General features: G+C 39.2%; 22 protein-coding genes and 1 pseudogene. 19 read left to right on the top strand and 4 right to left on the bottom strand.

Going from position 1 to position 24,207, the window contains the following annotated elements:
* Nucleotides 1-33 precede the first annotated feature (33 nt).
* Together DOK79_RS06815 and rpsD are read right to left on the bottom strand one after the other, a co-directional pair.
* A complete protein-coding gene (locus DOK79_RS06815) occupies nucleotides 34-588 on the bottom strand; it encodes a biotin transporter BioY (protein WP_206854494.1) in 555 nt (184 codons plus the stop codon).
* Between the two features lie 910 nt (nucleotides 589-1,498).
* Nucleotides 1,499-2,110, bottom strand: coding sequence for a 30S ribosomal protein S4 (rpsD, locus tag DOK79_RS06820; protein WP_010734406.1), 612 nt, complete (start codon nucleotides 2,108-2,110; stop codon nucleotides 1,499-1,501).
* A 323-nt stretch (nucleotides 2,111-2,433) separates the two neighbouring features.
* On the opposite strand from rpsD, the gene DOK79_RS06825 reads away from it, so the two are divergent.
* From DOK79_RS06825 to DOK79_RS06865, 9 genes are all read left to right on the top strand, one after another.
* Nucleotides 2,434-3,231: a formate/nitrite transporter family protein gene (locus tag DOK79_RS06825; RefSeq protein WP_206854492.1), complete on the top strand. Its 798-nt coding sequence runs from the start codon at nucleotides 2,434-2,436 to the stop codon at nucleotides 3,229-3,231.
* Between the two features lie 28 nt (nucleotides 3,232-3,259).
* The gene (locus DOK79_RS06830; RefSeq protein ID WP_206854490.1) at nucleotides 3,260-3,892 is read left to right on the top strand and encodes a DNA alkylation repair protein; all 633 of its coding nucleotides are present in this window, start codon (nucleotides 3,260-3,262) and stop codon (nucleotides 3,890-3,892) included.
* Nucleotides 3,893-3,906: 14 nt separating this feature from the next.
* Nucleotides 3,907-4,680, top strand: coding sequence for an HAD family hydrolase (locus DOK79_RS06835; protein ID WP_206854488.1), 774 nt, complete (start codon nucleotides 3,907-3,909; stop codon nucleotides 4,678-4,680).
* A 432-nt stretch (nucleotides 4,681-5,112) separates the two neighbouring features.
* On the top strand, nucleotides 5,113-5,910 hold the full coding sequence (locus DOK79_RS06840; RefSeq protein WP_206854486.1) for a TIGR00282 family metallophosphoesterase: 798 nt from the start codon (nucleotides 5,113-5,115) through the stop codon (nucleotides 5,908-5,910).
* Between the two features lie 15 nt (nucleotides 5,911-5,925).
* Entirely contained in the window at nucleotides 5,926-6,300 is a 375-nt protein-coding gene (locus DOK79_RS06845) for a YlbF family regulator (RefSeq protein ID WP_206854776.1), read from the top strand.
* Nucleotides 6,301-6,313: 13 nt separating this feature from the next.
* On the top strand, nucleotides 6,314-8,902 hold the full coding sequence (mutS, locus tag DOK79_RS06850; RefSeq protein WP_422392099.1) for a DNA mismatch repair protein MutS: 2,589 nt from the start codon (nucleotides 6,314-6,316) through the stop codon (nucleotides 8,900-8,902).
* A 17-nt stretch (nucleotides 8,903-8,919) separates the two neighbouring features.
* Complete coding sequence (mutL, locus tag DOK79_RS06855) at nucleotides 8,920-11,013, top strand: DNA mismatch repair endonuclease MutL (protein WP_206854482.1); 2,094 nt, start codon at nucleotides 8,920-8,922, stop codon at nucleotides 11,011-11,013.
* A gap of 28 nt (nucleotides 11,014-11,041) precedes the next feature.
* Complete coding sequence (locus DOK79_RS06860; protein ID WP_206854478.1) at nucleotides 11,042-11,608, top strand: Maf family protein; 567 nt, start codon at nucleotides 11,042-11,044, stop codon at nucleotides 11,606-11,608.
* A gap of 168 nt (nucleotides 11,609-11,776) precedes the next feature.
* Nucleotides 11,777-12,721, top strand: a complete 945-nt coding sequence (locus DOK79_RS06865; RefSeq protein ID WP_206854475.1) for a tocopherol cyclase family protein — start codon at nucleotides 11,777-11,779, stop codon at nucleotides 12,719-12,721.
* Nucleotides 12,722-12,887: 166 nt separating this feature from the next.
* Here DOK79_RS06865 and msrB read toward each other — a convergent pair whose 3' ends face one another.
* Together msrB and treR are read right to left on the bottom strand one after the other, a co-directional pair.
* Nucleotides 12,888-13,334, bottom strand: coding sequence for a peptide-methionine (R)-S-oxide reductase MsrB (msrB, locus tag DOK79_RS06870; protein WP_206854472.1), 447 nt, complete (start codon nucleotides 13,332-13,334; stop codon nucleotides 12,888-12,890).
* Nucleotides 13,335-13,614: 280 nt separating this feature from the next.
* Entirely contained in the window at nucleotides 13,615-14,328 is a 714-nt protein-coding gene (gene treR, locus DOK79_RS06875) for a trehalose operon repressor (RefSeq protein WP_206854469.1), read from the bottom strand.
* Nucleotides 14,329-14,560: 232 nt separating this feature from the next.
* Here treR and treP point away from each other — a divergent pair, with 232 nt between their 5' ends.
* The 10 genes and pseudogenes from treP to DOK79_RS06925 all read left to right on the top strand — a co-directional run bounded on the left by treP (nucleotide 14,561) and on the right by DOK79_RS06925 (nucleotide 24,204).
* Nucleotides 14,561-16,540, top strand: a complete 1,980-nt coding sequence (gene treP, locus DOK79_RS06880) for a PTS system trehalose-specific EIIBC component (RefSeq protein WP_206854466.1) — start codon at nucleotides 14,561-14,563, stop codon at nucleotides 16,538-16,540.
* Nucleotides 16,541-16,773: 233 nt separating this feature from the next.
* Nucleotides 16,774-17,264, top strand: a pseudogene (locus DOK79_RS06885) (MerR family transcriptional regulator).
* Entirely contained in the window at nucleotides 17,227-18,363 is a 1,137-nt protein-coding gene (locus tag DOK79_RS06890; RefSeq protein WP_206854464.1) for an RNA-guided endonuclease InsQ/TnpB family protein, read from the top strand. The pseudogene DOK79_RS06885 and the gene DOK79_RS06890 overlap by 38 nt, the downstream one beginning before the upstream one ends.
* Nucleotides 18,364-18,563: 200 nt before the next feature.
* Nucleotides 18,564-19,166 (top strand): Holliday junction branch migration protein RuvA, encoded by a 603-nt coding sequence (ruvA, locus tag DOK79_RS06895; protein WP_206854462.1) that lies wholly within the window; start codon nucleotides 18,564-18,566, stop codon nucleotides 19,164-19,166.
* Between the two features lie 12 nt (nucleotides 19,167-19,178).
* The gene (ruvB, locus tag DOK79_RS06900; protein ID WP_104871807.1) at nucleotides 19,179-20,180 is read left to right on the top strand and encodes a Holliday junction branch migration DNA helicase RuvB; all 1,002 of its coding nucleotides are present in this window, start codon (nucleotides 19,179-19,181) and stop codon (nucleotides 20,178-20,180) included.
* A 48-nt stretch (nucleotides 20,181-20,228) separates the two neighbouring features.
* Nucleotides 20,229-20,831: a TetR/AcrR family transcriptional regulator gene (locus DOK79_RS06905; protein ID WP_242543230.1), complete on the top strand. Its 603-nt coding sequence runs from the start codon at nucleotides 20,229-20,231 to the stop codon at nucleotides 20,829-20,831.
* Between the two features lie 46 nt (nucleotides 20,832-20,877).
* The gene (locus tag DOK79_RS06910) at nucleotides 20,878-21,348 is read left to right on the top strand and encodes a low molecular weight protein-tyrosine-phosphatase (protein ID WP_206854457.1); all 471 of its coding nucleotides are present in this window, start codon (nucleotides 20,878-20,880) and stop codon (nucleotides 21,346-21,348) included.
* Between the two features lie 131 nt (nucleotides 21,349-21,479).
* Nucleotides 21,480-21,854 carry a hypothetical protein gene (locus DOK79_RS06915; RefSeq protein WP_206854454.1) on the top strand — a complete coding sequence of 125 codons (375 nt, stop codon included), beginning with the start codon at nucleotides 21,480-21,482 and terminating at the stop codon, nucleotides 21,852-21,854.
* 162 nt (nucleotides 21,855-22,016) lie between these two features.
* Nucleotides 22,017-22,829: a MurR/RpiR family transcriptional regulator gene (locus DOK79_RS06920; RefSeq protein ID WP_242543225.1), complete on the top strand. Its 813-nt coding sequence runs from the start codon at nucleotides 22,017-22,019 to the stop codon at nucleotides 22,827-22,829.
* A 109-nt stretch (nucleotides 22,830-22,938) separates the two neighbouring features.
* A complete protein-coding gene (locus tag DOK79_RS06925; RefSeq protein ID WP_206854450.1) occupies nucleotides 22,939-24,204 on the top strand; it encodes a PTS sugar transporter subunit IIC in 1,266 nt (421 codons plus the stop codon).
* Nucleotides 24,205-24,207 lie beyond the last annotated feature (3 nt).

Here is a 24,207-nt window from a genome sequence, read left to right on the forward strand (position 1 = left end):
GAAGTCAAACATTTATATCTCCATCTCCGCTAGTTATTTTTTTGATGAAAGAATCGTTTCTGATTTGAAATGTAGTCGTCTTCGCAAGGTACTTCCAACGTACGCTGCCCCTGTACTTTTGATCAATTCTGGCAATAAAAAAGGAACGAATCCGCTGAGTAGAGCTGTTTGAAATGATAAATTACCACTGAATGATAACCACAGAGTTCCGACAACTAAAGCAAGAAGAGAGCCGAATAGATTGGCGTACCAAGCGTGAAAGAAGCGAGAACTGGTCTTTTCAATCCACCAACCAATGACGAAAGATTGAAGAATAAAACCAAAAAGGTAACCACCTGATGGGCCAAATAAGACGCCTATTCCCCCAGTCGTACCGGAAAAGACGGGGAGGCCAATCAACCCTAATAAGAGATACATACAAACAGCGAGAGTACCAGTACGTTTCCCTAGGAAGGTGGCGGTCAACCCAATCGCAAAAGTCTGGCCAGTCAGTGGAATCACACCTAATGGAATCGCAAATTGTGAGAGTACAGCAATGATTGCTGTAAATTCGGCAACGAGTATAAGTTCTTTTAATGATTTTGTCATCAGCTTTCCTTTCGTTAACCATTTTATTTTTAAAGGTTAACGAAATTATAGAGGAAAAGAAAATAAATGTAAAGGCTCCGTATATTTATTTTTTTGTTACATTACGTGAAGCAAGAGTGCAAAAATATTTCCGCACGTAGAAAAAAGTATGAATAGCAAGTGTTTTGATACATGATATAATTTTTATATAACATAAACAACTATATTTTGGCACATAGAAAAATGAGGATTTTTTGAATTTGAATCTTCTATAGAGAGGTGCCCAATGTAGTCAATGAAATCGTTTGTTGATTCAATCGATCAGCTAGACATTCATTGATTTACAATGGGCACTAAATGTTGTTTGAGTAATGAGTGTGCCAAGAATCAGCAACTGTGAAAGTGACAAGGTAATCTGTCTATCCACCATTGATAAAGGGAAAACGAAGCAGTTGATTGTTTAAAGGAGACATTTCATTAGGAAAGCAACGATGCTGACTATTTTGTTCCATTCAAAGCATCACACTTTAGAGATCTTTTTCTTTTCCTCGTCTAGATTAAGTGGAAGGTATTCAATGACGATGTTTTTAGAGAACAATAGGCGAACGACAAAAGCTTCGCTGTTCGATCACCCAAATAAAGAATCTTTTAATGTTCCTTCCTATTGATCCAGTCACTGAAACACCTGAAACAGCTAAAGCCAACATCCAAAGATAGCACTCGAATCAGCGTGACATATACGCTGTTTCGAGTGCTATCTTTGGATATGTGCCGACTTGAGGAGAGGGAGGTTGGTTTCTTGTTACTTGGAGCTAACCGGCTTTTTCACAACCTCGATAAACGGTGTTCAAAAAGCTGACCTTCAACAGTAAGCTAAAAAAACCAGCTATCCATAAGATAGCCGGCTTTTTTTGTACCAAAGTTTTTTGAATTATAGGCTTTGGTTGTAGTATTCAACGACAAGAGCTTCGTCGATTTCTGGGTACAATTCGTCACGTTCTGGTAAACGAGTCAATGAACCTTCTAATTTTTCAGCGTCGAAGCTTACGAATGCTGGACGTCCAACAGTTGCTTCAACTGCTTCTTTAACAGTTGAGATGTTTTGTGATTTTTCACGAACTGAGATCACTTGACCAACTGCAACGTGGTATGAAGGGATGTCAACGCGTTTGCCATCAACCATGATATGACCATGGTTAACTAATTGACGTGCTTGACGACGAGTAGTTGCAAGACCTAAACGATAAACAACATTGTCTAAACGTTGTTCTAGTAAGATCATGAAGTTAACCCCGTGTTTACCTTCTTTGATTTTGCTTGCTTTAACGAACAAGTTACGGAATTGACGTTCGTTCATACCGTACATATGACGTAATTTTTGTTTTTCAGTTAATTGCATACCGTATTCTGATTGTTTGCCACGGCTGTTTGGTCCATGTTGACCTGGAGCGTAAGGGCGACGTGCTAATTCTTTTCCTGTGCCAGATAATGAAATACCTAGGCGACGAGAAATTTTCCATGATGGTCCTGTATAACGAGACATTAAAATTTCCTCCAATAGATAACTATATTTTTTGGAGTAAAATAATCCGTTAAAAAATTCATAATCGTATAGTTTGTTCTTCAATCTTCACCTTTGCAGCCGCGGTTACACAATTGAACCCGAAGCGGGGCAACAAACTAGGGACGAGTTATTATTTTTCTGCTGCATTATTTTACACGAATAACAGTATAAGCGATATGACTGGTCAATGTCAAGCGAATAAGTAGCAAAAAAGCTTTACAAACCTCGACTCTGTCTATAGAATAAGAGGGTATATGCCAAAAGCATGAAAATAATTGAACAAATCTTAAAGGAGAAAAGAGATGAACCCAGTATCACCGTTGTTTGAAAAGATTGAAGCATCAATCGAAAAGAAAGTTGATTTGATCGAAAATAGTTACGCCCGCTATGCTGTGCGTGCTGTATTAGCTAGTTTGTTCTTGACACTTGGAACCGCTGTTGCTTTTTCGATTGCGATCAAAGGTGAGCATATTGCTCATGGCTTTGGAAAGATGCTTTATGCGTTTATGTTTAGTTGGTCGTTAGTAATGATTTTATACATGAATGCTGAACTTGGTACCTCAAATATGCTTTATATGTCAGTTGGGGTCCAACGTAAGCGATTAAAATTAGGACTAGCTGCAAAAATTCTGTTTACTTGTATTTTATTTAACTTGATCGGTGGGGTATTATTTGGCTTTTTAGTTTCTTTGACTACACCATTCCAAGATCTGCCGATGGATAATTATATGTTAGAGTCGATCGCAGTCAAATTGACGAAACCGACGATGACAATTTTAGTGGAAGCAATGTTTGCCAACATTGTAGTAAATACAGCGGTATTGATCAGTATGAGAATGAAAGATGATGCGGGGAAAGTCTTAGCAATTGTTTTCATTATTTTCATTTTTGCTTTTCTAGGCTATGAACACGTTATCGCCAATTTCCCAGCATTTACATTAGCTTATTTCGTTTCAGGCGGACACATGGACGCGATGACAGTGGGCAATATCATCCACAACTTAACGTTTGCTTTGATTGGAAACTATATTGGTGGAGGATTAGTGATTGGTTTAGGCTATGCATGGTTGAATCAATCGAAATCATCTTATGTTGACTAAGAGGTATCTCTAAAAGGGAGGAAGTGTTTTGGAGAAAATCATATTTCCTAAAAACACCGAAAAAGCGGTACAGATGGAAGCTTATATGAAACATCATTTCCGCTTTGCTGGTGTGCCTAAGCCAGAAAGAGCATTGATACAGAAATCATTAATGAAAGAAAGTCAGAAGTTACCTGTTCCTGAACTACTTTCTTTAGTAGCTGATTACTATGCACGAGAAGAGCGTGAATATCAATATTTAGCGATCGATCTAGTCCAGAAGAACGTCAAACGACTCTCTTTTGAGAATCTAGTATGGTTGCGTGAACTTGTCTCACAGAAGGAATGGTGGGACAGCATTGATTCATGGCAAAAAGTCTACAGTACATGGGGGAAACTTCATCAAGAAATCGAAGCTGTTTTCCAGTTATTTGAAGGTCAAGAAGACTTTTGGTTGAGACGCATTGCGATTACCTTACAACTAGGTTTTAAAGAGCAGACAGATGTCACTTTACTTGAACGGGCGATTGATGCAGATCGTTCAACAAAGGAATTTTTTATTCAAAAGGCCATTGGTTGGGCGCTGCGAGATTATAGTAAAACAAATCCACTTTGGGTAAAAGAACAATTGACGAAAGAATTAAGCAAACTTGCAACGAGAGAAGCAAGTAAGTATTTATAGAGAGGCGAGATAGAATGACACGCAAATTAATTGCTTTTGATATCGACGGCACGTTGTTAGACTCCAACAAGCAAGCGTTGGATAGTACAAGGGAAGCCTTGGAAAAACTGCGTAAAGATGGACATTTAGTGACGATTGCTACAGGGCGTAGTCGCTTTCACGCACAAGAAGTTATCCGTGATCTAGCATTTAGCAATTATATTCTATGTAACGGTGCAGCCGGATTTTTGGATCATGAACAAGTCTACAAAAATTTGCTGGATGAAGAACAGTTACACCAATTTATTCAAGAAGCACAAGAAAAGGCTATCGATACCGCATTTGTTAGTTTGGATTCAATCAAACGCTTTTCATCTAATCGTATCGATATGATGGAAGATGCGATGCATTCATTTGGTGCGCATTTACCAGAATTGGATGAATACTTTGTTGAAAAACAGGATGTGTATCAAGCATTAGCTTTCTTTGATCACTCTTATGACCAACAATTCAGTGCTTACGATCGTATCCGTTTTGTGCGCTGGCACGAAAATAGTGTCGATGTGGTGCCGCACGATGGTTCAAAAGCGGTAACGATCATGAACCTGGCGAACCGAGTGGGGATTGCGCCAGAAGACGTCATCAGTTTTGGTGATGGACAAAATGATCGTGAAATGCTGCGTATGTCTGGTATTGGCGTCGCAATGGGCAATGCAGTACCAGAAGTCCAAGCAGAAGCAAAAATGGTCACAGATACGAATGATCAAGATGGTATTTGGAAGGCTTTGAAAGAATTAGCTTTGATTTAGGTCAAAGAAATACTTCGACAATGCGCTTAGCAAAACAGAGGACATGCAACAGAATTTTCTGATTGGATGTCCTCTGTTTTTTTCTTAGCATATCATCAGATAGTTACTTTGTTCCTTCTTTGAAAACAATCTTTTTTCGGGAGGTGATATCATGGGGAACATCGTCTTTTATTTAGTTTTAGTTTTTAAATTTCTGTTTTGGTTCATGCTCTTCATAGGTTTAGCCCTGTCTATTGTTTACTTAGTAAAAAGAATAAAAAATAAATTTTGATCAATTTACATAGTTAGAGATAAGGAGAGGAAAAGCTGTTGCTAGCTAGTTCCAAATTACCTTTCTTGATATTCTAGAAAACAGCTTCTATTACAACCTCTTTCCTTTCTTTACTAAAACACTTATAATATAAGATACGTTAGAAGAGAAGAGGAAATCGTGTGCGGGTATTGTTTATTGGTGATGTAGTAGGTGCGATGGGTAGAGAAATGATCACAGAATATCTCCCTCGTTTGAAGAAAAAATATCGTCCACAAATGACGATCGTTAATGGTGAGAATGCGGCATCTGGTCGTGGGATCACAGAGAAAATCTATAAGAAGTTTCTGCAAGATGGCGTAGATGTCGTAACGATGGGAAATCATACATGGGACAATCGGGATATTTTTGAATTTATCGATGATGCGAAAAAAATGGTTCGTCCAGCAAATTTTCCAGAAGGAACGCCTGGACAAGGGATTGTCTTTGTCAAAGTCAATCAATTGGAGCTAGCAGTCATCAATATGCAAGCTCGTTCATTTATGGTTGATTTAGATGATCCATTTCGTAAAATGGCTGAGTTAGTCGAAGAAGCTCGTAAAAGAACACCGATCATCTTTGTTGATTTTCACGGAGAAACAACGAGTGAAAAACAAGCGATGGGTTGGTTTTTAGACGGGAAAGTGTCTGCGGTGGTCGGTACACATACCCATGTTCAAACGAATGATGCGCGTATCTTGCCACAAGGAACGGCTTATTTGACGGATGTTGGTATGACAGGACCATATGATGGGATTTTAGGGATGCGCCGTGAACCGGTCATTGAAAAATTCTTAACGGCGTTACCAAAACGTTTTGAAGTAGTAGAACAAGGTCGAGGAATCTTAAGTGGCTGTATCTTAGATATTGACGACCAGACGGGGCAAGCGAAAGCAATCGAATTGATCCAAATCAATGAAGACCGCCCTTATAGAGAGTAGAAAGTGAGAAAATCTGTGCAGGATGAAATGACGATCCAATTAGAAGTCGATCAGTTGGCGACTCTTTTAAAAAAGAATGAAACGATCAAACGCTATCAAGAATTGGAACATAAAGTCAAACATAGTCATTACTTGAATGAACAAACAGAAGCATTGAAGCAAGCACAAAAAGATGCCGTACAATATGCGCATTACGGACAAAAAGAAGCAGAAAAAGAAGCCATCAAACGAATCGAGGTCTTGACGCAAGCAATCGATGAATATCCTTTAGTGATTGCTTATCGCCGTCAATTGATGGAAGCAAATGAGTTGTTGCACCATTTGACTCAAATGATCCAAAATGAAATCAATGAGTATATAGAGGAGGAGCAAAATGCCTCAAAAAACTAAGAACACTCCGATGATGGAACAATATCTAAGCATCAAGGCACAATACCAAGATGCTTTTTTGTTCTATCGTCTCGGAGATTTTTATGAATTATTTTACGAAGATGCTGTCAAAGCAGCGCAAATCTTAGAACTGACTTTAACAAGCCGCAATCGTAATGCAGATGATCCTATCCCAATGTGTGGTGTCCCACATCATTCGGCGCAAGGATATATCGATAGCTTGATCGAAAAAGGATACAAAGTGGCGATTTGTGAACAAGTCGAAGATCCTAAAACGACCAAAGGAATGGTCAAACGCGAAGTCGTGCAATTAGTGACTCCTGGAACAGTGATGGATAGTAAAGGACTATCAGCCAAAGACAACAATTTCCTGACGGCAGTGGTCAATCAGGGTTCTGCTTTTGGTTTTGCCTACGCAGATTTGAGTACAGGCGAGCTAAAAACGGCTCGTTTGGTCGATGAAGAAGCTGTTTTGAATGAAACTTCTGCTTTACAAACAAAAGAACTGATTCTAGGAACAGAGATCAGCGAAACATTATATGAACAACTAAGCACTAGACTTGGTTTAGTCTTCTCAAAACAAGAAAGTGTAGAAGAAAATGCGGAATTCAGTTTTCTAACGAGTGAGTTGACGGATGAATTAGAAAAAGAAGCGACTGGGAAATTACTGACTTATTTAGCAGTCACGCAAAAAAGAAGTTTGGCACATATCCAAAAAGCGGTCGAATATCAACCGGATCATTTTTTGAAAATGGATTATTATTCTAAATTCAATTTAGAATTAAGTCAGTCGATCCGTACAGGAAAAAAACATGGCACGCTACTATGGCTATTAGATGAAACAAAAACAGCGATGGGTGGACGTTTATTAAAACAATGGCTCGATCGCCCGTTGATCCAATCCCATCAAATCACTGCTCGCCAAGAAATGGTGGCATCGCTGATCGATAGTTATTTTGAACGGCTTGATTTGCAGAGTGCGTTGACGAAAGTCTATGATCTGGAACGTTTAGCTGGGCGAGTCGCTTTTGGCAATGTCAATGGTCGAGATTTGATCCAATTAAAAACATCGCTTCAGCAAGTGCCGATGATCCGTGAATTGATCGCAGGTATCGATAAAGGGCAATGGACAGAGTTGTTGCAAGATATGCAACCGATGGATACATTGGTTGAACTGATCGAACAAGCGATCCAAGATGAGCCGCCTTTACAGATCACCGAAGGAAATGTCATCAAAGACGGATTTAATGAACAGTTAGACACCTATCGTTCTGCGATGAGAAATGGCAAACAATGGTTAGCAGAATTGGAAGCTAGAGAGCGTCAAAGTACAGGGATCAAAAATTTAAAAGTTGGCTTTAACCGAGTGTTTGGCTACTACATTGAAATTACGAAAGCCAACCTGATGAATGCTGAACTGGAAAAATATGAACGAAAACAAACGTTAGCAAACGCGGAACGTTTTATCACACCTGAATTAAAAGAATTAGAGACACAAATCTTAGAAGCTGAAGAAAAATCAGTCGATTTGGAGTATCAACTCTTTTTAGCCGTTCGAGAAGAAGTGAAAAAAGCAATCCAGCCATTGCAAACCTTAGCAAAATCATTGAGTACTGTGGACGTCTTGCAAAGCTTTGCGACGATCAGTGAACGCTATCAGTATGTCCGTCCAGAATTGACGAACCAAAAGACGCTAGTGATCGAAGAAGGACGTCATCCGGTGGTAGAAAAAGTGTTGGGGCATCAAGAATACATTCCCAATAGTGTGATCATGTCAGAAGAAGAGATGATCTTGCTGATCACTGGGCCAAATATGTCTGGTAAAAGTACGTATATGCGTCAATTAGCATTGACGGTCTTGATGGCACAGATGGGTTGTTTCGTTCCTGCACAAAAAGCAGTGTTGCCGATTTTTGATCGGATCTTCACTCGGATCGGTGCGAGTGATGATTTGATTGCGGGACAAAGTACCTTTATGGTAGAAATGATGGAAGCCAACCAAGCCTTGCGTCATGCGACACCAAATAGTTTGATATTATTTGATGAACTTGGTCGAGGAACAGCAACCTATGATGGGATGGCATTAGCACAGGCGATCATCGAGTATATCCATCAACACGTCAAAGCCAAAACATTATTTTCTACGCACTACCACGAGCTGACGGTGCTTGATACAGAATTACCACAATTGAAAAATGTCCACGTCGGGGCAGTCGAAAAAGATGGCGACGTCGTGTTTTTACACAAGATGATGGACGGTCCAGCAGACAAAAGTTACGGGATCCATGTAGCTAAGATTGCGGGACTGCCAGATGAATTATTGACACGTGCATCTGCGATCTTAGCCTTTTTAGAGTCAGGGGAAACGACACATCATGTCTCTGCTCTTGAAGCATCTGTCACGAAAAAACGTGACTATTCAATGACACCAACAGATCAAGAAACGCATTATGTCAACGAAGAGAGTCAACAATTGTCCTTATTTGGCGAAGTGACGGAAGCTGAAACTCAGGTCATTTCTTCGTTGAAACAATTGAATCTCTTAGAAATGACCCCAATGGATGCGTTGAATAAATTGTACGAATTACAAAAACAATTATAGGAAGAAGGTGCTGATCAATGGCGAAAATCCAGGAATTATCCGAACGCTTAGCCAATCAAATCGCAGCAGGAGAAGTGGTTGAACGACCAGCTTCTGTTGTGAAAGAACTTGTTGAGAATGCCATTGATGCCCATAGCTCTCAAATCGATATTCTGGTAGAAGAAGCCGGTTTGAAAAAAATCCAAATCATCGATAACGGGGAAGGTATCTTAGCAGACGATGTTGAAAATGCGTTTAAACGACATGCGACGAGTAAAATCCATAACCGTGATGATTTGTTTCGCATTCGGACATTAGGGTTTCGCGGGGAAGCTCTTCCTAGTATTGCGTCTGTCTCGGAGCTGACGATCGAGACAGCAAACCAAGAAGAAACACAAGGGACCTATCTTGAATTAAAAGGTGGGGAAGTATTGACGCATCGCCCTGCACCATTAAGACAAGGCACCAAGATCACAGTGAGCAACTTGTTTTTCAACACACCAGCACGGTTAAAATACGTCAAGACGTTGCAAACAGAATTAGCCAATATAGGGGATATCGTCAATCGACTGGCGTTGAGTCATCCTAACATCGCCTTTCGCTTAGTTCATGACGGCAATAAGATGCTCGCCACAGCTGGTAATGGAGACTTGAAACAAACGATTGCAGGAATCTATGGACTTTCGACAGCGAAAAAAATGTTAAAAGTCGAAGCAAAAGATCTTGATTTTGAAGTTTCAGGGTACGTTTCTTTACCAGAAGTCACTCGAGCGAGTCGGAATTACCTATCGACGATCATCAATGGTCGTTTTATCAAGAACTTTTCATTGAATAAAGCTATCGTGGCCGGTTATGGATCGAAACTAATGGTGGGGCGTTTTCCTATCGCTGTGTTAGAAGTCAAAATGGACCCGTTACTTGTCGATGTGAATGTCCATCCAACGAAGCAAGAAGTCCGCTTATCGAAGGAAAAAGAACTGACCGAACTGATCACACAAGCGATCCAACAAGCGCTAAGTCAAGAAAATCTGATTCCTAGTGCAGCAGATAATCTTCGCTTTAAGAAAAAAATCGCAGATCAGCCGAAAACGGAACAAATCGAAATCGATCTTTCTTATGCGTTCGAGGAACCAACAAAGAAACCACAAAGTTTAAATTTTGACCGACAAACGGGCACGTTTTACGTTGAAGAAAATCCACAAAAAACGATACAACCTGTTGATAAGTCTGTGGAAAATGTTGAAAACCTCCCTGTTTTTTCTGAAGATACACTGAATTATCCAGAAAAAGAGGAGAAAACGGTGGATAACTCTGGTGAAAGTGTTGATAACTTTGTAGAAAAAACAGTGGATAACTTTCAAGCAATTGATTTATCCACTGTTGATAACTATGAAGAACCACACGATCCAGTGGAAGAAAGTGAAGCAGAACTTGATCGTGGGCAAGAAGAACTCAAACTGCATCCCGAATTTGATCTGACTCAAGATAGTCGTAGTTTAGAAAAAGCCATTGATAAGATCGAGCAGGAAGTACCCACACAACGGTTTCCGCAGCTTGAATACTTTGGACAGATGCACGGAACCTATCTTTTTGCGCAAAGCAATGAAGGATTATACATCATTGATCAACATGCTGCGCAAGAGCGGATCAAATATGAATATTTCCGTGAAAAAATCGGTGATGTTTCAGATGATTTACAAGAATTACTCGTTCCTTTTGTTTTAGATTATCCCAATAGTGATGCCATCAAGTTAAAAGAGAAAAAGGAACTATTGGAAGAGGCAGGAATCTATCTGGAAGAATTTGGCCAGAATAGTTTTATCGTCCGAGCGCACCCGACATGGTACCCAAGTGGAGAAGAAGAAGCGATTATTCAAGGGATGATCGATATGTTATTGACGACTGGTGAAGTGAGTGTGAAGAAATTCAGAGAAGCAACGGCGATCATGATGAGCTGTAAACGATCGATCAAAGCGAATCACTATTTAAATGAAGCACAAGCAAGAGTATTATTAAAAGACTTGGCAAAATGTGAGAATCCGTTCAATTGCCCGCACGGTCGTCCGGTATTGATCCACTTTACGAATTCAGATATGGAACGAATGTTCAAACGAATCCAAGACCCGCATTGATCGATGAGGCTCGAAAGGAAGTTTTTTGATGAAAATAATATTGGCATCGCAATCGCCTAGAAGAAAAGAATTACTCGGTCGATTAGTGTCCGAATTTACGATCCAACCAGCAGACATCGACGAGACACCTAAGCTACAAGAAGACCCGATTGCTTATGTCCAACGGATGGCGGCAGAAAAAGCGGCGGCTGTTCAAGAGGAAAACGAAGAAGCGTTAGTTATTGCCAGTGACACCACCGTGGTTTTAGGAGACGAAATTCTTGGAAAGCCAGAGAATGACGAAGACGCAAAACGGATGTTACGCAAATTTAGTGGAGACACCCATGATGTCTACACAGCCGTTGTACTAAGTGACGGAACTCAAGAAGAACACATTCTTTCCCATGCGGCAGTTACTTTTTATGAGTTGACCGAAGAAGAGATCGAACGGTATTTAGCAACTGGCGATCATCGCGATAAAGCGGGAGCGTATGGCATTCAAAGTTACGCAGGGGCTTTTGTAGAGTCGATTTCTGGCGATTATTACAGTATCGTTGGCTTTCCGATCGGCGCAGTCAATCAAGCATTGAAGAAATGGACAGATATTTTGTCTTGATGAATAAAATGAGAAAAACACACGATCCGTCTGTCACCAAGCGGGTCGTGTGTTTTTTCGTATACTGATAAATTGAATGATTTTATGCCACTCCCTCGGTTCAAGCGTATCAACTAGAAGCTATAAAAAAACATGGTAAACTTAATTTATCTGAGGGGAGTGGACAAGGTGATTACAACGGATAAGTTTTATCATGGCGAAACGAAAAAAGCGCCGTTTTTTGAAGGTTGGTATTTCAAGCATCAAATAGGTAATGAAGTTTATGCATTTATTCCGGGCTACTCGATCGGAGAACAAGGAGAAAAGTGCCCGTTTATCCAAGTGATCAATCACGAATCTTCGGAAGTATTTCATTTTGACAGTGAAGCATTTATGGCAAGCGAAGATCGTTTATTTGTCAAAATCGGTGAGAATACATTTAGCGAGGAAGGGATCACACTGGCTTTACGGAGCCCGTCATTGACGATAGAAGGAACGATTTCTTATGGGGAATTTATTCCATTGAAAAGAAGTCGCTACGCGCCAAGCATCATGGGTCCTTTCTCGTATTTATCTTTTATGGAATGTTATCATGGCATTTTAAGCATGAAACATTCGTTAAAAGGAGAGTTGCGCTGGAATGGAGAAACGATTGATTTTACAGATGGTGTCGGCTATTTGGAAAAGGACTGGGGAAGTTCCTTTCCTGCTACCTACCTATGGGTTCAATGCAATCAGTTTGTTGCCTCGGATGCTCGTTTTTTCTTCTCCGCGGCTGAGATTCCATTTTTAGGTTTTGGTTTTTTAGGCATCATTTCGGTTTTACAAATCGGTGGGGAAGAATATCGTTTGTCCACATATGATGGAGCTAAGATTTCGGCTATTTTTCGTGAAGAGAATCATCTGATCATTCGAATAAAGCAAAAAAATCTTGAACTAGAAATCCAAGTCTTAGCAAAAGAGGGACATCCGCTGATGGCACCACAACAAGGTCAGATGAGTCGGATCATCCGTGAAAAAGCGAGTACAGAGATGACCTTGATTTTCCGTAAAAACAAGCAGGAAGTCTTTCAACAAAAAGGGAATGCCGCTGGTTTTGAGGAAGTAGGAAATCTCCGTGGGCATGAATATTAAGTATAAAAAAAGCGACGGTAATAGTAGATATATCGTGGTTTCTGAAACTGAATAGTCGGTATTCCAGAAGTCTTTTCTTCAAAAAAAGCCTGCACCTCCAAATTAGAACAATTTCGGGAGGTGCGGGCTGATTATTTTTTAATAGTGTACTTCAGTTACATCCAATTTATTCGACAATTGATTTATATTCGCTGTAACCTGCAGCATCCATTTCTTCATAAGGGATAAACTTCAAAGCCGCCGAGTTGATACAATAGCGTAAGCCGCCTTTATCTGCGGGACCGTCATTAAACACATGTCCCAGATGAGAGTCGGCTTCATTACTTCTTACTTCGACACGGTGCATCCCATGAGAAAAGTCCGCTTTTTCTTTGATGTCTTTTCTGCTGATTGGTTGGCTAAATGCCGGCCAGCCACAGCCTGCATCATACTTTTCCGCAGAACTAAAAAGTGGTTCGCCGCTAACGATATCGACATAGATCCCTTTTTCATAAAAGTCGTCGTATTCTCCGGTAAATGGACGTTCTGTCGCATTTTCTTGTGTCACTGCATAAGAAATCGGAGATAATGTTTCTTTTAAATCCTCTTTGTTTGTGTCGGTTGGTTTACTCATTGCTAATGCCCCCTTTGTCTCCTAATCATACTGCCATCTGAAATAGAAGCAAACAATCTGCTTTAAGTAGGGAGGATAGCTTAGTGATTTAGCGGAAATTTAACGAACAGTAGAAGGCACGCTCATTTTTTCTGGCTTATTACTTGGAGCTACCCGGCTTTCTCACAACCTGATAAACGGTGTTCGAAAAGCTGACCTTCAACACTAAGCTAAGAAATTGTAAAATATGAGAAGCTATTTTTCAATTTCCTATCTTACTGCTCAGGTCAGAACACTTTTCTCACAACCTTCTTCTCCGTGCAAATTCCACGAAACGGAATTTGTCGAGACGGTGGATCGATTCAGTGTATTCGAAGCATTCAGTATTTTCTAAATAAACAAGGCCGCGAACGATCACGACGTAAGGATCGTCGTGGAGATCCATAGACTCCGAGATACTGGCATCAACTGGTTCGACGGTGATTTCTTTTTGAGCATAGGCAATGGAGAGATCTAGCTCATTTTCAAAGTATTCATAAATCGAATTGGCTGCTTGTTCCTTAGTCAAAGTAGGAACGGTTTCTTTTAATAAATAGTCTCGGTCTAAAATCACGACTTCGCCATTGATTTTTCTTTGACGGACTAAATGCCAGACAGGTGTATCGACTGGCCAGCCAGTTACTTTGTGTAATTCTTTGTCGATCACTGTTTCTTCCAGTGTTTGTACGATCGTTTCACTCGGAATATGTTGATTTTCTTGAAGTTCCTTATAGCTTGTTAGTCCAGCAATCGGAAAATCAAAACGGTTTCGGTCTAAAACAATCGATCCTTTTCCTTGTTTCTTTTGGATATATCCTTCTGTCGTCAATAGATTAAGTGCTTTACGAATTGTTTCCCGTGAAACACCATAGATTTTGATCAATTGATTTTCGCTGGGTAATAAAGTATGAGGAGGATACTCTTTGTCTAAGATTTTCTTTTCTAAGTCTAAAAAAATTTCATTGAATTTGTTCATCGTTCCTCTCCTTTGGTCAATCATTCATTCTTCGCTTATTCACTATACTACAGCTATATGTAGATTTCAAACTGGACTTAGACAGAAGATCGATGTTTCTATGGCAAGGATAAGAGCGATTTCAAATTATTTTCTTTTTTAACATAAAACGCTTGCAATTTGTTAAGAAAAACATTATAGTGTGAGTACAAAGCAACTTGTATAAACAAGTCAAATGAAAGGGGTTTATGTTATGGGGAAATATCAAGCAGATGCCGAGAAGCTGTTAAAAGGAGTCGGCGGGAAAGAAAATATCGCTGCAGTTAGCCATTGTGCGACACGTATGCGCTTTGTTTTAAATGACCCTGCAAAAGCAAATGAAGCTGAGATCGAAGAGATTGACAGTGTAAAAGGAATGTTCACCAATGCCGGTCAATTCCAAGTGATCATCGGGAATGATGTATCAACATTTTATAATGACTTTGTTGCGGTATCAGGAGTTGAAGGCGTTTCAAAAGAACAAAGTAAAGCGGCGGCAAAACAGAATCTTAATCCGTTGCAACGAGCAATTGCAGTTCTAGCTGAAATCTTCACACCATTGATTCCAGCAATCATTGTTGGGGGTTTGATTTTAGGATTTCGTAATGTGCTGGAAGGTATCCAATTTGAGAGTTTAGGTGGAACGATTGCAGAAAGTTCTACGTTTTGGAATGGTGTCAATTCATTCTTATGGTTACCAGGAGAAGCGATTTTCCATTTCCTACCTGTAGGGATCACTTGGAGTATTGCAAAGAAAATGGGAACGACACAGATTTTAGGAATTGTTTTAGGGATTACTTTGGTTTCACCGCAATTATTAAATGCCTATAGTGTCGCATCAACTGCCGCTGCAGATATTCCGTTTTGGGACTTTGGCTTTGCACAAGTACAAATGATTGGTTATCAAGCGCAAGTCATTCCAGCGATGCTTGCCGGATTCTTGCTTGCCTATTTAGAGATTTTCTTCCGCAAGTATATTCCGCAATCGATCTCAATGATTTTCGTGCCGCTATTCTCACTGTTACCAACAGTTATCGCTGCTAATGTGGTTTTAGGTCCAGTCGGTTGGGCAATCGGTAACTGGATTTCATCTATCGTAAATACTGGATTGACTTCATCGATCAGCTGGTTGTTCAGTGCATTATTTGGTTTCTTATATGCGCCATTAGTTATCACAGGTTTACACCATATGACAAATGCGATCGATATGCAGCTGATTGCTGACTTTGGTTCAACTAATTTATGGCCAATGATCGCTTTATCAAATATTGCACAAGGATCTGCTGTACTAGCAATCATCTTCTTGCACCGTGGCAATAAGAAAGAAGAACAAGTTTCTATTCCAGCGATGATTTCTTGTTATCTAGGGGTAACGGAACCAGCAATGTTTGGGATCAACTTGAAATATGTTTATCCATTTGTAGCTGCAATGATCGGTTCTGGTGTTGCAGGGATGTTTGCAAACTTGATGGATGTACGAGCAAATGCTATTGGTGTTGGTGGCTTGCCAGGAATCTTAGCGATCCAAGCACAAACTTGGTTGCCATTCACGATTGCAATGATCATCGCAATCATCGTGCCATTTGGTTTAACAGTAGTCTTTAGACGTAAAGGGATCTTGAATAAATTAGATCCAGTCAATCCAGAAGAAGCAAGTGTCTTACAAACTGCGGAAGGTGTATCGATTCCTACACAAAACTTCGAACCAGCAGGAACAGCTGCTGTTGCTACTGCAAATGAAGAGCTATTCGCCGTTGCAGACGGACAAATCAAAGCAATTACAGATGTGAATGATCCAGTTTTTTCACAAAAAATGATGGGGGAAGGCTATGCGATCGTTCCTGACGATCAAAAAATCTATGCGCCAGTCAATGGTAAAGTAACTAGTGTGTTTGAAACAAAACATGCAATCGGCATTTTGAGTGAAACGGGTGTAGAAGTTCTTGTTCATATGGGGCTTGATACCGTTGAGTTGAAAGGGTTACCGTTCAATGTTTTGGTGAAAGAAGGAGATCTAGTTTCACCAACCACGCAATTAGCAGAGATGGATCTTGCTGCTGTTGAACAAGCTGGTAAACAAACAGATGTCTTAGTTGTGCTAACAAACATGGATAAAGTGGCTGATTTTTCATTAAGTAAATCAGGCAAAGTACAACATGAAGAAATGATTGGACATGCTTCTATCAATCGTTAATAAACAGATGGAATACACTACGAGTTTGGGTCTTTATCAAAGATCTAAACTCGTAGTTCTGTTTTCGGGAATACTTTTTTTAAATCGCAAAGTATGCTACAATGGATAGAAATATGGGAACGTATGTGTGCGAAAGAAAGAGGGTAACAACAGTTAATTAGTATCTATAATGATCTATAAATCTGTAGTCTTTATTATCGATATGTAGGATGCTCATATTGGGGTAAAAAACGATGGCTATGTACTCAATAGGATAATTTGAAAAACAGAGAGTCGTAACATCACAAACCTTAAGAAACTGGGATAAATAAGGTGAATTGACACCTGCTCATATTTCGCAAGGTGGTACTCGTTATTATTCTGAAGAACAACGAAATCAATTTTTAGGAATTGCTGAAAGAAACCTAAGCGAAAAATTATTGGCTATTGTAGAGGAAGTTCAAACAAAAAGATGACTTAGAACGTCAGATTGAGAATGTAAAAACTTACATGATTGCGCGAGGATATCCGAAGGGTTAAATCAGTTGATCGATTGAATGACCAACGGAGAAATAGAAAAGGTAGTCATTCTATACAAAGACCGGTTCATTCGTTTCGAGTATGAGCTTATTGATAACCTTTGCAATAAATATGGCAGGGAAATCGAGCAAATAAAGCGAAGAAAATGATTAAGGAATTGATGAAAGATGATACGAGCCAAAAAAGTCAGACTACGACCAACTAAAGAGCAAGAAAAAAAACTGTGGCAATCAAGCGGGACAGCTCGCTGGATATTTAACTGGACACTAAAGATGCAAGAAATGAATCATCGATTTGGCGGAAAATTTATCGTCAACAATCATTTACGAAAGCATATTACTAAAATCAAAAAGCGTCTTAAGTATGCTTGGCTGAACGATGTTTCCAATAACATTGCGAAACAGGCAGTAAAAGATGCTTGCGATGCCTATAAAAAATGGTTTGGTGGTAGGATAGGAAAAAGTCGTTTAAAGGTTGAAAAGCCACGGTTCAAGTTAAGAAAGAAGACGAAACCAGCTTTTTATAATGACAACATCAAGCTGAAAGTGAAAACAAAATCAGTTTTACTTGAAAAAATCGGTTGGGTAAAAACCAACGAACAAATCCCAAGGAATACAAAGTATTTTAATCCACGAGTTAGTTTTGATGGAAAGTATTGGTATCTTTCAGTTGGAATGGATAAAGAGCAACCATTACAGCACTTAACAGGTGAGACACTGGGGATTGACCTTGGTATCAAAGACTTAGCGACTGTTTCTAATGGAAGAGTCTACAAAAATATTAATAAAACAAAAAAAGTGAAAAAGATTGAGAAACGACTACGTCGGTTACAGCGTACAGTTTCTCGAAAATATGAAATGAATAAGGAGGGAAACCGATTTGTCAAAACGTGTAACATCTATAAATTAGAAAAGGAAATCCGGTATATACATCGAAGACTAGCGAATATTCGTCAGAACTACATCCATCAAACAACGACAGAGATCGTGAAAACCAAGCCATCGAAAATCGTTGTCGAGACATTGAATGTAAGAGGAATGATGAAGAATAAGCATCTAGCGAAATCAGTCGCACAACAAAAGTTCTATGAGTTCAAACGCCAACTACAGTATAAATGTGAAGATTACGGCATTGAATTAGTAGAGGCGGATCGATTCTATCCAAGCTCCAAACTATGCCATGAATGTGGGCATAAGAAAGTAGATTTGAAATTGTCTGACCGCACCTATCATTGTGAAGAATGCGGTTATACAGCGGATAGAGATTATCTTGCAAGTTTAAATTTAGCTAGTTATATTGCTTGATCGATGAGCTTCTACTGAAACGAAAAACGTAGATATGTAGGATTCGTTGTATCCGAATTGACGCCTGTGGAGTGTTAGAACAAACGAGAGTAGCGAGCAATGGGCAAAATCGGGCACGTAGAAACAGGAAACAAACATCAATCTGACAACTATTATAGTTGGTTATAGATATTTATAGATTTTTGGCAACGGAAATTTCAATGTATGAATATCTAAGAGGCATCGTGACTTTTATCAGTCCGTATTATATCGTGATAGAAACGCAAGGAATAGGCTATCAGATTGCGTTAGGCAACCCTTATCGGTATAGCAGTAAGTTAGATAAAGAAGTAAAGATCTATGTTCATCAAGTCATTCGTGAAGATGCACATTTGCTGTACGGCTTTGATTCACTTGAAGAAAAACAATTGTTTTTACGATTAGTCAGTGTATCAGGCATCGGTCCTAAAAGTGCATTAGCAATCATGGCGAGCGAAGACCATTCTGGCTTGATCCAAGCAGTGGAGACCGGCGATGTGACTTATTTGACGAAGTTCCCTGGTGTAGGTAAAAAAACCGCCCAACAAATGATCTTGGATTTAAAAGGTAAGTTCGGCGAATTGAGTATCGACACACCATTTACTTTATTTGACGAAGTAACTGAGCAAGATGCAAGTGCCTTATCAGAGGCAATGGAAGCTTTATCGGCTCTTGGCTACAGTGACCGTGAAATCAAACGTGTGGAAAAACAACTCAAAGAAATCGATAATCAAACAACGGATGAATATTTAAGACAAGCATTGAAATTGATGATGAAAAAGTAAGGAGGACGCTTGATGACAGATGAACATCTTCTCTCACCAGAACCCGGTGAGAATGAATTAAGTTTAGAAAAATCTTTACGCCCTCAATTACTTGCCCAATACATCGGTCAACATAAAGTAAAACAAGAATTAAGTATCTATATTGAAGCTGCTCGTAATCGAGAAGAGCCGTTAGATCATGTTTTGTTATATGGTCCTCCAGGATTAGGGAAAACAACGATGGCTATGGTCATTGCCAACGAGATGCAAGTAAATATCCGTACGACGAGTGGTCCAGCAATCGAACGACCAGGAGATCTAGTGGCGATTTTAAATGAGCTAGAAGCAGGGGATGTCTTGTTTATCGATGAGATCCATCGCTTACCTCGTGTGGCAGAAGAAATGCTTTATTCAGCAATGGAAGATTTCTATGTAGATATCATGGTAGGGCAAGGGCCGACCGCTCACCCCGTTCATTTCCCGTTACCACCGTTCACTTTGATTGGTGCAACGACTCGCGCAGGGATGCTCTCTGCCCCTTTACGTGACCGTTTCGGGATCATTTCGCATATGGAATACTATGAAGAAGAAGACCTAAGAGAAATTGTTTTACGATCTGCTGATATTTTTCAAACAGAGATCATTACAGAAGGTGCATTAGAAATCGCGCGCCGTTCTCGTGGGACACCACGAATTGCTAACCGACTACTAAAACGAGTACGTGATTTTGCTCAAGTACAAGGAGACGGAAAGATCGACCAATTGATTGCTGACCGTGCATTGACACTTTTACAGGTCGATCAAGCGGGATTGGATTATGTCGATCAAAAATTGTTGCGTACGATGATCGAGCTATATGGCGGCGGACCAGTAGGATTGAGTACATTATCTGTTAATATCGGAGAAGAACGTGAAACGGTCGAAGACATGTATGAACCTTTCTTGATCCAAAAGGGCTTTTTGAAACGTACCCCTCGTGGCCGGATCGCTACCGCTTATGCTTACGAACACTTTGGATATGACTACCAAGTGTAACCTTTTTTTCTATAATAAAGAGAAAATACTAGAAAATTGATTGAAGAGATGGGAGGGATCGATGTGGGAGATGCGTCACATACAAAACAAATGATCAAAAAAGTCTTGATGTCGCTGTGCGAAACACAACCTTTTCGTAAAATCAGTGTGCAACAGATCGCACAAGAAGTAGGCATCAATCGACAAACCTTTTATTATCATTTCACTGATAAGTATGATTTATTGCGTTGGGTCTACTATGAAGATTCGCTGCATTACCTAAAAACAGAATCACTTTCTCTCGACAATTGGGAAGAACAAGCATTGTTGATGTTAAAGGCCATTGCTGAAAATAAACCTTTCTATTCAAGTACCGTTAGTTCTGAACAGGAGATTCTACAAAAGCAATTTTCTGCGTTGATCCAGCCCTCATTTATCAAAATATTTGAGCAGATGGATGAAGAAAAGCAACTCACTTCGAAAGATAAACTATTTTATGCCCGCTTCTTCTCGTATGGCTGTAGTGGTGTCCTAGTCAACTGGATCACACAAGGCTATACAGAAACACCTTTAGAAGTAGCGATGCAATTCTTTCGTTTAGCCAAAGATACCGAATTGTATTCGTATCGGTTGTATGCACTGGAAGAAGAAATGGAAACAAGAGACGAATGACCTTTTCATCGATTCCATCAAGTAGGAATAAAAAGGAGAGATTGCTATGACGAAAGTATTATTTGTTTGTTTGGGAAATATTTGTCGTTCACCCATGGCAGAAGGGTTATTAAAAAAGAAAGTGGCAGAAAAAGATTTGGCGGATTCCTTCGTCATTGATTCTGCTGCAACGAGTACCTATGAGGTAGGTAGTGCTCCTCATCCTGGTACCCAAGCTATATTGGCAAAAGAGCACGTGGATACGCGTCAGATGATTGCCCGCCAAGTACGTCGAGAAGACTTCCAGAATTTTGATTGGATCATTGGCATGGATCAATCAAATGTCGCTGATCTAAAGCAATTAGCGCCTATTGAGGCACAAGACAAAATCCAACTATTTTTGAGTCCGGTCATGGGCAAAGAAGCACAAAATGTCCCTGATCCATATTACACAAATAACTTTGAAGAAACCTATCGATTGATCAAGGAAGGCTTGGAAAAATGGCTGGAATTATGGTTAGAAAACGATATAAAATAACACTTGTGTTCTTTGGTTGTTTTAACTAAAAGTTGGAATAAAATAAACTATATTCTTGTTTTTTTAAGAAAAATTAGATAAAATAGGAGTAATTAAGTAACATATTCTTAGCTAGGAGAGGAGTACATTCAATGGATGAAGAAACAGTATCACCAATGAAGAAACTGACAAAGTTAGTGACTAATACTTCGTTTCAACTTTTTGATTCATTTGTGAATGACACAGAAGAAAAAGCTGAGAATGTACGGTTACAAGGTGAGTTCATTCTCGAACTTCAGAAAGCTGCAGCTCAGAATAGTTTAGTGATCTTACAAGTACGCGTAAATCCTTTAAGCAATAAGTATGAAACATTTTCTGGTTGGGTAGCAACAAAAACTGTTGAAAATGATCGAGTGATGATTCGTTTGCAAAACAAAGAACAACAAATTCGAATCGTACCAATTGAACAAATCGAAAAAATCACCAGTCTTTCACCGACGGGAGATCAAGAGCGATTATCTAAATAAAATCTTTTGTCAGATTTGTAATTAACTACTGAACAATTGAATCATGATACAAGAATCAATCTAGGTTATACTTAGATTGATTTTTTTATATATTATATGAAAGAGCAATAATCGCTTGAAAGTTTGGAGCAAATGAATGAAAACGTTTTTTTGTTAGGGTGGATGAAAGTGAAAACAATAAGTCAGGTATATATTCGATTAAACGAACATCTCTTTAAATGTAAAAAGTATGATTTGAATTTCTTGATCACTAAGGTACTCATCGAGCGAATTGATGAATTTCCTAATATATATATTGAAGAAATTGCTTATGCGGCGCAGACAACACCAGCTAGTATCACTAAGTTTTGTAAGAAACTCGGATACACTAGCTTTAAGGAAATGCGTTGTGATTTAGATAATTACTTTATCCAAGAGTATGATTTATCCAGTAAGATACACGAAGGGATTTTATGTGGAATCGATACTAAAAGTGAACTTTCGGAAATGGTGGATCGTTTTTTGCAACATGAGTATACTGTCCAAAAAAATATCTTCGAACAATTTGATAGTGAGCAATGTATGCGAATTGCGGAAGAGATCAAACTAAAAAAAAGAGTCGCCATTTTAGGAAACAGTTATTCTTTTACAGTAGTTAATTTATTGAGGGAATTACTTAGTCAAATGGGTTATCTTGTTTTTGAAGTGAATCGAAACGCAGAGGATCAGTTGATCAAACAAGTACTACTAGAAACGGATGTATGTTTCATTATCAACCTTACGAGGGAATGGGTAGAGAAAAAAAGCTACTTGCTCCAAGATACTACTTGCAAAAAAATATTACTGACCTTCAGTGAAAGAGCTGATCAAAATAATTTATTTGAGGAGGTCGTTCTTTTTAAAGAGATTTCCCCTATGTTGGCTTCTAACTATTATTCGCAAAAAGTGCTGCATCTATGGATGATTTTTTTGATCATGAGCCTGAAAAAGAAGTAATAATAAAAGTCATTTTCCATTTTTGGAAAATGGCTTTTATTGTTTAATAGATAGAAACCGTTTACATTTAAATCAAGATATATCTTAGAAAATTTTGGAGGAATGAGTTATGGATAAGTTGATGGGATTTATTGAAACAAAAGTTATGCCCCCTATGATGAAACTTTCAAATCAACGTCATTTAAGTGCAGTACGCGATGGCCTTATCGCAACGATCCCAATTACTGTGATCGGATCGATTTTTTTATTGATTCCTTCTATCCCATGGCCGCAAGCTTATGTTGATTTTATGGGGAATCAACCTGATTTAGTTGCTAAATTGTATCTGCCATTTCATATGAGTATGGGATTACTATCGATTTATGCAACTTTCGGTATTGGGGCTCGCTTAGCACAAAGTTACCAGATGGACAGCTTGGCTGGTGGGATTTCTGCATTGTTCACTTTTTTTACAACGTTGAGTTTTACTTTTTTAGAAGAAGGAAGCTTTATTTCTACGCGATATCTTGGCGGAGAAGGCATGTTTTCTAGTATCTTGACAGCAATCTTAGCAGTTGAATGTATGAAGATCTGTAAAAAACATAATATTGGTTTCAAACTACCTGAACAAGTACCTACGAATGTCAGCAGTAGTTTCGAAGTGATTATTCCTGTATTTTTTTCTATGACGATCGTCTGGATCATTGTTCATTTACTTGGTTTTGATATCAACACTTTAGTTGCTGATGCGATTACACCGTTGTTAAGTGTTTCATCAAATTCTTTAGCTGCTCCATTGATTTATGTCACTTTAACATGTGTGATGTGGCTGTTTGGGATTCATCCGCAAATTTTAGCGACGATCATGTTGCCGATTTGGTTAGTCAATTCCGAAGCAAATATGGCGGCGGCTCAAGCAAGCGAAGCAATTCCGCATATTGGTGTGCAACCATTTATTTTTACATTTATCTGGATCGGCGGGGGCGGAGGAACGCTGGCGCTTTGTCTATTGATGTGTCTTTCTAAGTCTAAATTTTTAAAGAAATTAGGGCGGTTAAGTTTTATTCCAGGGTTCTTCAATATCAATGAACCACTATTATTTGGCTTACCGATCGTGCTTAATCCTGCTTTAGCGATTCCTTTTGCGTTAGCACCGATTATCACTACCTTTGTGACATACTTTGCTTTTATTTTTAATATAGTCCCAGGTATGGCCTATCCATTAGCTGCTGTGTGGACAGTTCCCAGCATATTTTCAGCAGTTATTGCAACAGCAAGTATTCGCGGAGCCATGTTAGTTTTGGTCAATTTTATCATTTATCTAGGGATCTACTATCCGTTCTTTAAAGCATATGAACGAAAGCTATTGATTGAAGAAGGGCAAGAAGAAGTATAAAAA

The organism is Enterococcus sp. DIV1094 (assembly GCF_017316305.2).
Classification (GTDB): domain Bacteria; phylum Bacillota; class Bacilli; order Lactobacillales; family Enterococcaceae; genus Enterococcus_B; species Enterococcus_B mangumiae.

Bases quoted from the DNA above. Each gene is read 5' to 3' on its own strand.
- DOK79_RS06815 (WP_206854494.1), bottom strand. From the start codon at position 588: ATGACAAAATCATTAAAAGAACTTATACTCGTTGCCGAATTTACAGCA.
- rpsD (WP_010734406.1), bottom strand. From the start codon at position 2,110: ATGTCTCGTTATACAGGACCATCATGGAAAATTTCTCGTCGCCTAGGT.
- DOK79_RS06825 (WP_206854492.1), top strand. From the start codon at position 2,434: ATGAACCCAGTATCACCGTTGTTTGAAAAGATTGAAGCATCAATCGAA.
- DOK79_RS06835 (WP_206854488.1), top strand. From the start codon at position 3,907: ATGACACGCAAATTAATTGCTTTTGATATCGACGGCACGTTGTTAGAC.
- mutS (WP_422392099.1), top strand. From the start codon at position 6,314: ATGGAACAATATCTAAGCATCAAGGCACAATACCAAGATGCTTTTTTG.
- mutL (WP_206854482.1), top strand. From the start codon at position 8,920: ATGGCGAAAATCCAGGAATTATCCGAACGCTTAGCCAATCAAATCGCA.
- DOK79_RS06860 (WP_206854478.1), top strand. From the start codon at position 11,042: ATGAAAATAATATTGGCATCGCAATCGCCTAGAAGAAAAGAATTACTC.
- msrB (WP_206854472.1), bottom strand. From the start codon at position 13,334: ATGAGTAAACCAACCGACACAAACAAAGAGGATTTAAAAGAAACATTA.
- treR (WP_206854469.1), bottom strand. From the start codon at position 14,328: ATGAACAAATTCAATGAAATTTTTTTAGACTTAGAAAAGAAAATCTTA.
- treP (WP_206854466.1), top strand. From the start codon at position 14,561: ATGGGGAAATATCAAGCAGATGCCGAGAAGCTGTTAAAAGGAGTCGGC.
- DOK79_RS06890 (WP_206854464.1), top strand. From the start codon at position 17,227: ATGATACGAGCCAAAAAAGTCAGACTACGACCAACTAAAGAGCAAGAA.
- ruvA (WP_206854462.1), top strand. From the start codon at position 18,564: ATGTATGAATATCTAAGAGGCATCGTGACTTTTATCAGTCCGTATTAT.
- ruvB (WP_104871807.1), top strand. From the start codon at position 19,179: ATGACAGATGAACATCTTCTCTCACCAGAACCCGGTGAGAATGAATTA.
- DOK79_RS06905 (WP_242543230.1), top strand. From the start codon at position 20,229: ATGGGAGGGATCGATGTGGGAGATGCGTCACATACAAAACAAATGATC.
- DOK79_RS06910 (WP_206854457.1), top strand. From the start codon at position 20,878: ATGACGAAAGTATTATTTGTTTGTTTGGGAAATATTTGTCGTTCACCC.
- DOK79_RS06915 (WP_206854454.1), top strand. From the start codon at position 21,480: ATGGATGAAGAAACAGTATCACCAATGAAGAAACTGACAAAGTTAGTG.
- DOK79_RS06920 (WP_242543225.1), top strand. From the start codon at position 22,017: ATGAAAGTGAAAACAATAAGTCAGGTATATATTCGATTAAACGAACAT.
- DOK79_RS06925 (WP_206854450.1), top strand. From the start codon at position 22,939: ATGGATAAGTTGATGGGATTTATTGAAACAAAAGTTATGCCCCCTATG.